The organism is Ferruginibacter paludis, assembly GCF_030409685.1.
Classification (GTDB): domain Bacteria; phylum Bacteroidota; class Bacteroidia; order Chitinophagales; family Chitinophagaceae; genus Ferruginibacter; species Ferruginibacter paludis.
In genome coordinates, this window is the sequence record NZ_JAUFQJ010000001.1 from 302,866 (window position 1) to 314,840 (window position 11,975).

At 42.3% G+C, this 11,975-nt stretch carries 14 protein-coding genes; 6 read left to right on the plus strand and 8 right to left on the minus strand.

Going from position 1 to position 11,975, the window contains the following annotated elements; genetic code table 11:
- Window positions 1–236: 236 nt before the first annotated feature.
- The 5 genes from QWZ08_RS01330 to QWZ08_RS01350 all read left to right on the plus strand — a co-directional run bounded on the left by QWZ08_RS01330 (window position 237) and on the right by QWZ08_RS01350 (window position 5,784).
- Window positions 237–1,157: a glycoside hydrolase family protein gene (locus QWZ08_RS01330; protein ID WP_290335363.1), complete on the plus strand. Its 921-nt coding sequence runs from the start codon at window positions 237–239 to the stop codon at window positions 1,155–1,157.
- Window positions 1,158–1,264: 107 nt separating this feature from the next.
- Entirely contained in the window at window positions 1,265–2,581 is a 1,317-nt protein-coding gene (locus QWZ08_RS01335) for a dienelactone hydrolase family protein (RefSeq protein ID WP_290335364.1), read from the plus strand.
- 34 nt (window positions 2,582–2,615) lie between these two features.
- Window positions 2,616–4,016 (plus strand): Gfo/Idh/MocA family protein, encoded by a 1,401-nt coding sequence (locus QWZ08_RS01340; protein WP_290335365.1) that lies wholly within the window; start codon window positions 2,616–2,618, stop codon window positions 4,014–4,016.
- A gap of 84 nt (window positions 4,017–4,100) precedes the next feature.
- Entirely contained in the window at window positions 4,101–4,841 is a 741-nt protein-coding gene (locus QWZ08_RS01345) for a glucosamine-6-phosphate deaminase (RefSeq protein WP_290335366.1), read from the plus strand.
- Window positions 4,842–4,872: 31 nt separating this feature from the next.
- Window positions 4,873–5,784: an alpha/beta hydrolase gene (locus QWZ08_RS01350; protein WP_290335367.1), complete on the plus strand. Its 912-nt coding sequence runs from the start codon at window positions 4,873–4,875 to the stop codon at window positions 5,782–5,784.
- A gap of 136 nt (window positions 5,785–5,920) precedes the next feature.
- On the opposite strand, the gene QWZ08_RS01355 is transcribed toward QWZ08_RS01350, so the two are convergent.
- Window positions 5,921–6,655 carry a DUF4386 domain-containing protein gene (locus QWZ08_RS01355; RefSeq protein WP_290335368.1) on the minus strand — a complete coding sequence of 245 codons (735 nt, stop codon included), beginning with the start codon at window positions 6,653–6,655 and terminating at the stop codon, window positions 5,921–5,923.
- A 373-nt stretch (window positions 6,656–7,028) separates the two neighbouring features.
- On the opposite strand from QWZ08_RS01355, the gene QWZ08_RS01360 reads away from it, so the two are divergent.
- The gene (locus QWZ08_RS01360) at window positions 7,029–7,661 is read left to right on the plus strand and encodes a hypothetical protein (RefSeq protein WP_290335369.1); all 633 of its coding nucleotides are present in this window, start codon (window positions 7,029–7,031) and stop codon (window positions 7,659–7,661) included.
- A gap of 82 nt (window positions 7,662–7,743) precedes the next feature.
- Here the strand turns inward: QWZ08_RS01360 and QWZ08_RS01365 are convergent, their stop codons facing one another.
- From QWZ08_RS01365 to QWZ08_RS01395, 7 genes are all read right to left on the minus strand, one after another.
- Window positions 7,744–8,844: a sensor histidine kinase gene (locus tag QWZ08_RS01365; protein ID WP_290335370.1), complete on the minus strand. Its 1,101-nt coding sequence runs from the start codon at window positions 8,842–8,844 to the stop codon at window positions 7,744–7,746.
- 162 nt (window positions 8,845–9,006) lie between these two features.
- A complete protein-coding gene (locus QWZ08_RS01370) occupies window positions 9,007–9,450 on the minus strand; it encodes a DUF1569 domain-containing protein (protein ID WP_290335372.1) in 444 nt (147 codons plus the stop codon).
- Window positions 9,451–9,462: 12 nt separating this feature from the next.
- A complete protein-coding gene (locus QWZ08_RS01375; RefSeq protein ID WP_290335374.1) occupies window positions 9,463–9,873 on the minus strand; it encodes a VOC family protein in 411 nt (136 codons plus the stop codon).
- A gap of 39 nt (window positions 9,874–9,912) precedes the next feature.
- Window positions 9,913–10,377, minus strand: coding sequence for a helix-turn-helix transcriptional regulator (locus QWZ08_RS01380; RefSeq protein ID WP_290335375.1), 465 nt, complete (start codon window positions 10,375–10,377; stop codon window positions 9,913–9,915).
- Between the two features lie 71 nt (window positions 10,378–10,448).
- Complete coding sequence (locus QWZ08_RS01385) at window positions 10,449–10,937, minus strand: SRPBCC family protein (protein ID WP_290335376.1); 489 nt, start codon at window positions 10,935–10,937, stop codon at window positions 10,449–10,451.
- A 27-nt stretch (window positions 10,938–10,964) separates the two neighbouring features.
- Window positions 10,965–11,390 (minus strand): VOC family protein, encoded by a 426-nt coding sequence (locus QWZ08_RS01390; protein WP_290335377.1) that lies wholly within the window; start codon window positions 11,388–11,390, stop codon window positions 10,965–10,967.
- Between the two features lie 27 nt (window positions 11,391–11,417).
- Window positions 11,418–11,756 (minus strand): ArsR/SmtB family transcription factor, encoded by a 339-nt coding sequence (locus QWZ08_RS01395; protein WP_290335378.1) that lies wholly within the window; start codon window positions 11,754–11,756, stop codon window positions 11,418–11,420.
- Between the last annotated feature and the right edge of the window lie 219 nt (window positions 11,757–11,975).

The window sequence follows — 11,975 nt, forward strand, 5'->3', positions numbered from 1 at the left end:
TGCAGAATTGTTGTTGATGATACAAAACACATCCGATTGCGAAAAGTTTACAATAGTGCGAATTAAAGAAAGATCGACCGCCACGTAGCATGGTTTTCTACATAGCTGCCATTAGTTGCCGGTTTTTGATAAATCAGCAACCGATTGATAAGTGAAATGAATCGAGGCCGCCGGTAATGAAAGAACCGTTGCAGATAAAGAAAAAATAGTTACTTTCAACAATAAGAATAACCAATATGTACAAACCTGCTTTTCTTATTTTATCAGCGATAACTATTCTTCAATACGCTACCGCTCAACGGTTGTCAAAGTATACCAGCGATGGTTTTGCCAAAGCTCTTGTTGAATTTACTCCTTACAAAAATAACCCGCTATTTGGGGGAACAGGTGCTGATACATGGGATAAAAATATCAGGGAGCGGGGCTATATAATTAGAGAAGACAACCGCTACCATCTCTGGTATACCGGCTATACTGACACCAGTGATATAAAACATTTAGGCTATGCCACCTCAGGGGATGGCCTTACCTGGACGAGGTACAAAGACAATCCTGTATACAGCGGCGGCTGGGTGGAAGATATGTGTGTTGTAAAATCAGCCGGTGTGTATTACATGTTTGCAGAAGGCAGGGGAGATACGGCGCATATGCTAACTTCAACCGACCGCATTCACTGGACTGAGCAGGGCAACCTGGATATACGCCGTAAAGACGGTACCTCTATTTCGAAAGGACCTTTTGGTACTCCCTGTGTATTGAAAGAAAATAACCTTTGGTACCTTTTGTATGAAAGGGATGATCTTGGAATCTGGCTGGCCACTTCAGCCGATTGTAAGGTATGGACAAATATGCAGGATGATCCGGTACTGAAGATGGGCCCTGAAACCTACGACCAGTATGCAGTTGCCATGAACCAGGTTATAAAATATGATGGATTGTATTATGGATATTACCATGCATCTGCTTTTAAAGACTGGCACGAATGGAGTACCAACGTAGCTGTTTCGAAAGACCTGGTGCACTGGAAAAAATATGCTAAAAATCCTATTGTTAGCAACGATAAATCAAGTGGCATAATAGTGAATGACGGCAAGGCCTATAGGTTGTATACAATGCATCCTGAAGTGAATGTGTATTTTCCCCGCAGCGGACAGTGACAGGTAAAAGTATTTTCTACTAACCACGTATCCGATGGGTTTGGATGCATCCACAGCGGGTTGGTTACTGTTGAAATTGTTTATTTTGAACTTTTAAAAAAATAGAGATGGAAAATAAACGCCGCCAATTTTTAAAGTTGGGTAGTCTCGCCTGCCTGGGTATTGCAGGAGGCGGATCGCTGAAAGGATTATCTCCTGTTGAAAACATTTTCCCTTCTCCTCCTGAAAATTTATCCGCTGTAAATAATTTTTCTGCCATGGAAAACAATAATCAAAATAATGCCAGCCTTAGTATCATCGGCCAGTATGGCGATTGGGCCGCAGGCTTGCGCAAGGATAAATTGCCTTCCTTATCCTTCCGTAAACAAGAATTTGCCAACCTGGATGCCTGGCGAAAGACTGCAAAAAAACAGGTGACTGACCGTATGGCTGTGCCGTTTATTGGCAATAAGCCTGCGATAAATATGGTAAAACAATATGACTACGATGGCTTGCATATAGAAGAGTTAAACTGGCAATTGCCTTATGGCCGGGCTACTGAAGCCATTGTGTTAAAGCCGGTCAATGCAAAGGGCAAGCTGCCCGCCATTCTAGCCTTTCACGATCATGGCGGCAATAAATTTTTCGGTACAAAAAAAATCACGAAAACATCCGACCGGCAATTGGCTTTGATGGCTGACCATCAGAAAGAATATTATGAAGGTTTTGCCTGGGCCAACGAAATGGCGAAAAGAGGCTACGTTGTGTTGGTGGCGGATGCTTTTACGTTTGCCAGCAGAAAGGTAATGCTGCAGGATGTGCCTGAAAAAATGCGGTATGGATTAACAGATCCTGATCTGCAAAATGCAGATGGCATTGCAGCTTATAATAAATGGGCCGGCGAGCATGAACATATTATGGCGAAATCATTGTTTAGTGCAGGTACAACCTGGCCGGGTGTTTTCTTTGCAGAAGATAAAATAGCGCTGGATGTTTTATGTGAGCGTGAAGATGTGGATGCCAGCCGGATTGGTTGCGGCGGCTTATCCGGCGGCGGATTAAGAACCGTTTTTATGGGTGGACTCGACCCAAGAATCAAGTGTGCCGTTTGCGTTGGATTCATGACAACCTGGAAAGATTTTGTACTGCATAAATCTTTTACGCATACCTGGATGGTGTACGTACCCCTGTTGCCCAACGAACTGGACTTCCCTGAAATTTTAGGCTTGCGTGCACCGCTTGCAACGCTGGTATTAAATGATGAACAGGATGATTTGTATACGCTGCCGGAGATGAAAGCAGCGGATAAAATTTTACGGGATGTGTATGCAAAAGCAGGCGCAGCCAATCATTTTAACTGTTCTTATTATCCCGGTCCCCATAAGTTTGATGAGAAGATGCAGGCAGAAGCTTTTGCCTGGTTTGATAAATGGTTGAAAAAATAAGCCACATAAATTACTGCAGAAAAAATAAATTTCAATGAAAAGTAACCGCAGAAGTTTTTTAAAATATTCAGGTCTTACCGGTGTTGGTGTTGCCGGCGCCGCTGTGCTGCAAGCTGCCGCAGAACTGCCTTACTATTTTCCGGAAAGCAATGCCAGTCATTTCAACATGTGTGGTTTTGCTGCACCAAAAATAGATACGGTGCGGATTGGTTTTATTGGCCTGGGTAACCGCGGTCCGGCTGCGGTGGAAAGGATGACGCATATTGACGGTACAGAAATAAAGGCACTGTGCGACATCAGGACAGCTAAAGTAAATGCCGTAAAAAAATCGCTCGAAGGCACGATACATCAGCCGGATATTTATACGGGCAGAACGGATGAATGGAAAAAGATGTGTGACCGCAAAGACATTGATTTGGTCTACATCGCAACGCCCTGGGCTCTCCACACACCCATGGCAGTGTATGCTATGCAACAAGGCAAACATGTATGCGTGGAAGTACCTGCAGCTAAGACGATAGAAGAATGCTGGCAGCTGGTACATGTGTCAGAACAAACCCGCAGGCACTGCATCATACTCGAAAATTGTTGTTACGACTTTTTTGAACTGCTTACATTGAATATGGCACGACAGGGATTGTTTGGTGAGATTGTTCATGGCGAAGGCGCCTACCTGCACACATTGCTGGAAGGCAATTTCAGCAAAGAAAAATACTATGATATGTGGCGGCTGAAAGAAAATTTCAGGAATGGTAATTTGTATCCTACGCATGGCCTGGGACCCGTGGCGCAGGCCATGAATATTAACCGTGGTGATAAAATGGATTTCCTGGTGGCGGTATCGGGTAAAGATTTTCAGATGGGTGCCGAAGCAAAAGAACTGGCTGCCAAAGATGATTTTTATAAACCTTTTGCCGGTAAAAAATTCAGGGGAAATATGAATACTACCACCATTCGTACAAACAAGGGAAGTACCATTATGCTGCAGCATGATGTGACCTCGCCCAATGTATATTCCCGCATTCATAAAATAAGTGGTACCAAAGGTTCCTGCATAAAATATCCGCTGCCGGGCCGCATTGCGTTTGGTCATGAAGACTGGCTGGATGAAGCAGCCTATAAAAAAATAGAAGATCAGTACACGCCCAACATTGTAAAAAAAGTAGGAGAAATGGCGAAACAGGTTGGCGGACATGGCGGCATGGATTTTTTAATGGACTGGCGTACGATTGATTGTTTAAGAAACGGGCTGCCGGTAGATATGGATGTGTATGATGCGGCGCTCTGGAGTTCTATTGCACCGTTAAGCGAGTTTTCCGTAGCCCATCGCTCCAATTCAATTGATGTACCTGATTTTACGTCCGGTTCGTGGAAGACAAATGTGCCCGTTGATATCTCTTTAGCAAATGGGGGTAATACACAGGTGAGGATGTGAGTGGTGTGGTCAGCGGTGAGTGGTGAATGCGGCGAATTCAATTTTTAAGGTCTTCACGGTTAACAATACTAAACTCTGATTATAATGGATGTAAAAATAGTTGCGTCTCTTGTTGAACTGGGTAAAACTGCCGGAGCAGTTGCTGCGCAACTGATCCATGAGGCCATTGCAAAAAATGGCACAGCTAATATCATCATGGCAACGGGTGCAAGCCAGTTTGAAACCATCAACCAATTAATTATTGAAAAGGATATTGACTGGAGCAAGGTAACCATGTTTCACCTGGATGAATACATTGGTTTGCCGGTAACACATCCTGCGAGTTTTAGAAAATATTTGCGGGAAAGATTTTTATCAAAACTGCCACCCTTACAAGCGGTGTATTTAATTGATGGAGAAACAAACGCAGCAGCAGAGTGCGCCCGCCTGAACGATTTAATAGCACAGCATCCGGTTGATGTGGCGCTGGTGGGGATTGGAGAAAATGGTCATCTTGCTTTTAATGATCCGCCTGCAGACTTTGAAACTGATGACCCCTATATTGTTGTACAATTGGATGCCGCATGCAGGCAACAGCAATTGGGTGAAGGATGGTTTAAATCGTTGGAAGAAGTACCGCAACAAGCCATCAGCATGTCGGTAAAACAAATTTTAAAATCAAAAAATATTATTTGCTCAGTGCCCGACAGCAGGAAAGCAACAGCAGTAAAAAATACAATTGAACAACCGGTTAGTAATCTTTATCCTGCAAGTATCTTGCAATTGCATGCTGGTTGTACAATTTATCTAGATCAATATTCAGCAGCCTTGCTTTCAAACAGGTAAAATGATTTTTCTTAAAAAATAAAATTAAAATATGAGGATTAAAATACTTTTTTTTATCAGCCTGGTGCTAAGTGCAGCCAGACTACTTGCACAAACAGTAATTCCTTTATACACCGGTGCCATACCCAATTCGGTTCCTAATAATATGAAGGAGATTACCATCAATTGGGACGGCCATTTTGGTGGTTATAAAAGTATTGCCACCCCGACGCTGGAAGTGTATTTGCCTGCCGCAGCCAGCGCCAATGGTAGCGCCGTTATCATTTGCCCGGGCGGCGGATATGGCATGGAAAGTTACCAGGCAGAAGGAATCAATATTGCGAATGCGTTTATAAAACAGGGCACGGCTGCTTTTATTTTAAAATACCGCCTGCCTTCCGATTCCATCATGAAAGATAAAAGTATCGGTCCCTTGCAGGATGCCCAGCAGGCTATCAAGCAGGTTAGGGAGAACGCTGTGAACTGGCATATTGAAGCAAATAAAATAGGTATCATGGGCTTTTCTGCAGGTGGCCATTTGGCAGCTTCAGCCGCTGTACATTTTGATTCTGCGTTTATCCCCAATAAAGAACATACCAGTTTGCGGCCTGATTTTATGGTATTGGTTTATCCTGTTATTTCAATGACAGATCAATTGACTCATGCAGGGTCCAGGCAAAATTTGCTCGGCGAAAACATACCATTGGAAAAAATCAATTTCTTCTCCAACGAAAAAAATGTTACAGACAAAACGCCGCCCGCCTGGATAACGCATAGTGAAGAAGACAAAGTAGTAGATGTTGATAACAGCATTCTTTTTTATGAGGCGTTGCGGCATCATCACGTACCGGTCGAGATGCATTTATATCCCAAAGGAAATCATGGTTTTGTACTTAGCCAGCCAACAGAACAATGGATGCGGCCCTTGTTTGACTGGATGAAAACCAATGGCTGGATGAAATAACTCTGATGCTCCGAAAATAATCAGAGGACTTTTGATCCGGCAATCCGAATCGTTGAATGCTAACTTGTTGATTGAACGGTTTATAAGTTGCTTAATCTTTTTAAAAGTCAGAGCATCTTTTCATTGGCTTAAGAAATCAAACTGCCGGCTGACTGTTCACCAAACTGTTCCATTTTGCAACATTCACTCCTTTTATTAAAAGCCAGAGGCACGTGGATAATTCGGCAATAAATATGGGCGCCATTAATATGGTAAATGCGGAATTGGCAAATGCAGGGAAAAGAATCAGTGTAAAACTGTTTACCAAATAACACAGACCTGCGACCAGTATAAGGACGCCTAAAAATTTCGGTAAAAAGCCCGATTTAAAAATAAGGTAACCATCAATCAAACATTCAAATCCAAAAAAGATAAGGCCAATAGCAAAGCCATGTTCATGCGCTTTGATAGAAATGGCTGCCAGCGCCTGCAACTGCTGCGGATCAAATGCTTTCAGGTATGCTGCATTGCCTAAAAAGAACAAGGGCAACATTAAATTTAATTTGTTGGCTACCAACACAGCTGTCTGAATCAACCCAAACAACACCGAAAGTATGGCCAGGTTTTTATTGACCCGTTTGAATAAGGTATAATATACAATGGCCAGGATGAGGTCGCACACATGCATTGCCAGATCACCGGCAATACCAATTCGCCATAAAAAAGGAGCAGCTGCGATATGCCGGGCCGTTGCGGCTGCATCACCAGGTACAATCATTGTATTGCGGATAAACAATTCTCCCAAAGCACCGGCTACAATAATAATCAAATACGCCAGCCCGCCTGTTCGTGCGTAAAATTGTGGTGAGGTTATTTCCTTGCTGTTAGTCATACCGGTAGTATTTTAACTGTGATGATTGAAAATATTGTTATAATTTTTAAGGGTATTGTGCATACTATACAAACGGCGCGTGCTAATGCTCAATGGTTATTGTTGCAGAAAGCCTTTTACTGCCAAAACTTTTCCTTGAAGCACCTCATAATAAATAGAAATTGAAAATTGTTTCATGAAATCTATCGGCAGCACAGAAAATTGTTTTCAATCGTCTATAATCTGGAAGAATTATGGTATTTATTCCGTTAAACGGACAAATTAATAACGCTGACTAATCGCAATTACCTTATTTTCAATTAGTTGTATTGTTGGTTCAATATGTGTTTAAATATTGAAAGATATTTTCATTAACCCTAAAAAACTAAATTGTATGACAACGCGTATCCCATCTCTTATTACAGTAATATTGTTTACCACTTTATTTTCCTGCCAGAAAGAAGCCATAACACCAACAATTGTAGCAACGGCAACAACAACAACAATGATGGCTGCTTCACCCGCCCATAGTTCAACAAGCAGGGTGGATAACACAGCCGGCGGTAGCCTCGGTTACCTTGGCGTGGGCTGCCCCGCCACAACAGTTTCACTCATTGCAGGACAGCATATAGATGCAGGGACTATTTCGGTAAGTAATGACAACGATTTTATTTATGTAACCTATACCACGGCCAATGGCTACCTGCTTACACAAACACATTTGTATGTTGGCGACTGTGAGGGCATACCGGTAAACAAGAAAGGCAATCCCGTTCCGGGCCAGTTTCCATACAAGGGTACACAAAATTATACTACTACATTTACCTGCAAAGTTCCTGTTACGGCCATTGGTTTGGGACAATGCGGCTGTATAGCTGCGCATGCTGTTGTGGTTAAACTGGATGCTGCCGGAAGAGTGACAGACGCACAAACCGCCTGGGGTGCAGGATCAGAAATTAGTACAACCGCCGGCAACTGGGGAACGAAAATGAATTATTGTACCTGCGTAGCTGAGTCTGCAGACTAAGTACCAATGGTAAATGATATTACAAAGACTGCCCGAAGGGTAGTCTTTTTTCATTCTGCATTTTTTTTGACAGGGAGTAGGTTCAGGAACTTAGTAAAGGAGTCTTCACCAGGTCTTTTAAAAACACCCGGATGGTTGTTCCTTTACCCGGCTCGCTCTCCAATAAAATTTTGCCGCCGGAATTTACAACGAGCTCTTTTACTAGGTACAGACCGATGCCCGACCCCTCCAGCGAATTGTCAAGCCGGTAATATTTGGAGAACACTGCTTCGTGTTTACTTTCGTCAATGCCAATACCGTTGTCTGTGATTGAAATAACGATGTACTCGTCATCAGGAATAATGCTAATTGTGATGGCAGGACTTTTTTCCGGGGACCGGTATTTGATTGCATTGTTGAGCAGGTTGTAAATGATACTTCTTAATTTTCTCCTGGAAAAAGTAATTTCTGAAATTTGTATATCTGTTTTTATAATGGCGCCTGAAGTCCTGATATCTTCGTTCAGGGTAAGCCGCACATCTTCCAGGATATGTTCAAAATTCAACAGCTCTGCATGCGATTTATATTTATGTTCCTTTGCCCTGCTTTCGCTTAAGTCTTCAATCAGGTCTTGTATTTTGCCTAGCGCTCTTTCCACTATACCCAGCAGGGTGTCAAAACTTTCCTGGTTTTCCAGTCCGCTGGTTTTGAATTCATCAATTGCCAGTATCAAATTACCCAATGGGTTTTTTATGTCGTGCGAAAGCGTGTCCAACAGTGTTTCATGATCTGAGATTAATTTTTCCTGTTCTTTTAAATCCCTGATACGAAAAGTGATTTCTACAAAGGTGATGATTACTCCGTTTGTTTGATTGTTTTCTTTTTGGATGTAAGGAATGATGTTCATTTGGTACCAGCGAAGGTCAGTTGTCTGAATTTCTTTTTCAAGAATTTCATTGCTGTCAATGACTGTTTGGATATTTTCTATTATGGACGGATATCTGAAATTGTCGTGAATTTCGGCCATGGGCCTGTCAATATCTACGTTCGACAAACTGAATTGTTTCATAGCCGGAGGTGTAAATTTCCTCAGTATTAGGCTGGCATCTACAAATAACTGGGGAATGATGGTATTCCTGAAATAATTTTCAAGTTCATCATTTTGTTCTGTAAGGCTTTTAATTACTTCTGTATTGGATTGCATAACTTTTTACTGGCGTCCAAGGTAAGCTTAATCTATGCTTAAAGGTGGTTTTGTTTATCCCCGTTCCGGAACAGGTAGTAATATGCTCCGCCGCAGATAATAACGTATACCAACTCAGGCAGTTAATTCAGTCAACCGAATCAAAAGGCGGTTAATTATACGCTAACCATTAAACTGCCGCAGGTGATGATCGGCATGTTTATAAGCCATGTAACCAATTTGCTCTTTGGTCATCTTTCCAAAAAATGGATGCACAAAATCAGGATTTGAAAAATGGGCCTCTTCTTCAATAAGCGCAATCCATTTTTTCTTTTGCGCAGCGATATCACCATCGTCCGTAATTTTAAGTGCGGCAATGGTAGGTGAATTTCTTCCCAAAGGCTGCTCATCTTTTAAAACTTTTTTCAGGGCTATTCGGCCAAACAAACGGCCCATGAATACTTGATTGTAAGTCGTCTTTCCGAGTATCATTTGTTCCCAAAGCGTGCAGTGTTTCAGCATTTGGTAAAGTGTCATTTTGCCCCATTGTGCCCCGCTATTTTCCTGCAGTGTATTAATTCTGTTGATAATTTCGGCTCTTATTGATGGATCAAATATCGATTTCATATTGCTGTTGTTTTATGCAAGCTGAGCTAATGAAAACCAGTTACCCGAATCGTCTTTAAACAAGGCTTCTGTACCGTAAAATTCTTTGGTGGGTGGTTTTACAAACTCGACTCCCTTGCCTTTTAGTTCCTCGTACGTTGCATAAATATCCCTGCAGGTAAAAACCCCCGGCCCAAAGCTGCCTTTGCTGATCAGTTCCTTCATGGATTGTGCAGCGGCTTCAGAAAACATGTTGCCGGCTGCCACAGGAAACAAAGTGATTTCCAGGTCGGGTTGCTCGGGTGGGGTAACTGTTAACCAACGGGTATCCTTGCCCATAGGTACATCCATCTTTACCTTAAACCCGAGTTTATTGGTGTAAAAATCGTAGGCGCTTTCCTGGTTGAGAACGTATACGCAAACATGCGTCATTTTCATTATCATGGTGGTGGTTTTTGTTGTGCAGCAAATGTCGGGAATGGTTTACAGCCTGGCTTCTTCAAAATTGCTATTTTCAGTCCATCCATGCTGAAAGGCAAAACAACCCGGCACGAAAGCCAGCGGCGTTAACGTTATCTGTGTTTTTGTTTGCTGGTGCGCTGCCAAATAGGAGGAAGGTGACTGGCCAACAATTCGCTTAAAAAGGCCGCTGAAAGAACTTACACTGTCAAAGCCAACCGCATAACAAACGTCAGACACATTCAGGCCGGTATGTAACAGCTGTGCCGCTTTTTCAATCCGCACAACGGTGAGGTATTGGTGTGGTGTTTTGCCGTATGTTTTTTTAAACAGGCGGATGAAATGAAATTTGGAGAAGCAGGCTTCGTCTGAAATATTATCCAGGTCTATATTGAGGTGATAGTTGGCATCAATAAACAATTTTGCCTGCACAATTCTTTTGTACAAGTACACTTTGGGGTAGGCTGAAATTGTTTCTTTTTCTGTCATTATTATGAGTCGGGTTTACCATGATTGCTATCATTTATAAAGTTAAATAATAAGTGGGCCCTGCGTGTTTTTTATGACCCTTTTTTACTGAAAATATCCACCATCTTGTCCAGGCTTTGTTCCAAACCGATTTGTGCAAAGTTGCTGATAGTACCAAAATCGGCGTATTCGGTAACCGTCATTTCTGTTTCACTATTGCCAACTTTTTTGAACGTTACAGTGGTTTGAATGTCTGCAGGAAAATCGGGCGGCATCCCAACCTGCGTGGGATTGATTTTATTGCCGGCTTCATCAGATAAACTTTGAATGAACTCAATTGATTGAAGGGGAATAATTTTTACATATACCCAGGCAGAATAAAATACCTGGCCGCCCATTTCAGGTGGTGCCTGCATACTGACAATAGATTTGCCACCTTTCCGGAAATCGATTTTTGCAACGGGAGAGGTAAAGTGTTTTGGACCCCACCAGCGCTTTACCAGTTCGGGCGCTGTCCAAAGTTGCCAAACCATTTCTACAGGAGCATTGAATGTCCTGGTAACTTCAATCTGCTTTGCCATAACTTTTTTATTTGAAATTTTTTATACTCATGCATTTTGCAACGCTGCAATATCAAATTTTTTCATTTTCATAAATGCCTGCACAACACGTGGCCCTTTTTCGGGATCAGACATCAGTTGACCCAGTATTTCCGGCACCACCTGCCAGGATAATCCGAACTTATCTTTGCACCAGCCGCACATACTTTCCTGTCCGCCATCCGCAATCAGCTTGTACCAGTAATGATCAATTTCAGCCTGGTCTTTACAGGGAATAACAAAAGAAACAGCTTCGTTAAATGTAAAATGGGGGCCGCCATTTAAGCCCATAAAGAGTTGCCCGTTCAATTTAAAATTCACTACCATTCCTGAATCATGCAACACTTTTGAATCTGGAAAAATGCCACAGTAGAAATCGGCCGCTGCCCTGGCCTTACCGTCAAACCATAAGCAGGGATAGAGTTGCTTTGTCATGTTGTTTACTTTTAATTGGTGAACTGATTATTTTTTTGATTTTGTTTTTTTCGTTTGCATTTCTTTCAGCAGGTCATCCATTGCTGATAATCTGCCTTCCCACAATTTCCGGTAAGGTTCGATCCAGTCTGCTATTTCTTTCATTTTTTTTGGGTTGAACTGGTAATACATTTCCCTGCCGGATTGGGTTTGCTTCAGCAATTCGCACTCCGTTAATATTTGTATGTGCTTTGAAATTGTTTGCCTGGTCGAATCAAAGTTGCCGGCGATGGCGCCGGGCGTCATCGCCTGTAAAGCCACCAAACCCAATATCGCCCTGCGGGTTGGGTCGGCTATGGCCTGAAAAACATCTCTGCGGATTTCCATTTGTGCAGTTATTTGACTGCAAATATAATGCAGTTACCTGGCTGCACAAATATTTATGGCTTTATTTTTATTTTTTTCTGAATTGATACAGAAGCATTGTTATTGCAACAACCAGTGATTAGATAATGTAACGTTATCAGCCCCGCAAAGGGTTGAAGGTATTGCATTGCCTGTAAAATATTTGCAAATGAACAAGCGATGCCATAATGCAAATCATCC

Coding starts and splice junctions, on each gene's coding strand:
- QWZ08_RS01380 (WP_290335375.1), bottom strand. CDS start 10,377: ATGACAGAAAAAGAAACAATTTCAGCCTACCCCAAAGTGTACTTGTAC.
- QWZ08_RS01385 (WP_290335376.1), bottom strand. CDS start 10,937: ATGGCAAAGCAGATTGAAGTTACCAGGACATTCAATGCTCCTGTAGAA.
- QWZ08_RS01375 (WP_290335374.1), bottom strand. CDS start 9,873: ATGATAATGAAAATGACGCATGTTTGCGTATACGTTCTCAACCAGGAA.
- QWZ08_RS01350 (WP_290335367.1), top strand. CDS start 4,873: ATGAGGATTAAAATACTTTTTTTTATCAGCCTGGTGCTAAGTGCAGCC.
- QWZ08_RS01360 (WP_290335369.1), top strand. CDS start 7,029: ATGACAACGCGTATCCCATCTCTTATTACAGTAATATTGTTTACCACT.
- QWZ08_RS01355 (WP_290335368.1), bottom strand. CDS start 6,655: ATGACTAACAGCAAGGAAATAACCTCACCACAATTTTACGCACGAACA.
- QWZ08_RS01395 (WP_290335378.1), bottom strand. CDS start 11,756: ATGGAAATCCGCAGAGATGTTTTTCAGGCCATAGCCGACCCAACCCGC.
- QWZ08_RS01365 (WP_290335370.1), bottom strand. CDS start 8,844: ATGCAATCCAATACAGAAGTAATTAAAAGCCTTACAGAACAAAATGAT.
- QWZ08_RS01345 (WP_290335366.1), top strand. CDS start 4,101: ATGGATGTAAAAATAGTTGCGTCTCTTGTTGAACTGGGTAAAACTGCC.
- QWZ08_RS01340 (WP_290335365.1), top strand. CDS start 2,616: ATGAAAAGTAACCGCAGAAGTTTTTTAAAATATTCAGGTCTTACCGGT.
- QWZ08_RS01330 (WP_290335363.1), top strand. CDS start 237: ATGTACAAACCTGCTTTTCTTATTTTATCAGCGATAACTATTCTTCAA.
- QWZ08_RS01370 (WP_290335372.1), bottom strand. CDS start 9,450: ATGAAATCGATATTTGATCCATCAATAAGAGCCGAAATTATCAACAGA.
- QWZ08_RS01390 (WP_290335377.1), bottom strand. CDS start 11,390: ATGACAAAGCAACTCTATCCCTGCTTATGGTTTGACGGTAAGGCCAGG.
- QWZ08_RS01335 (WP_290335364.1), top strand. CDS start 1,265: ATGGAAAATAAACGCCGCCAATTTTTAAAGTTGGGTAGTCTCGCCTGC.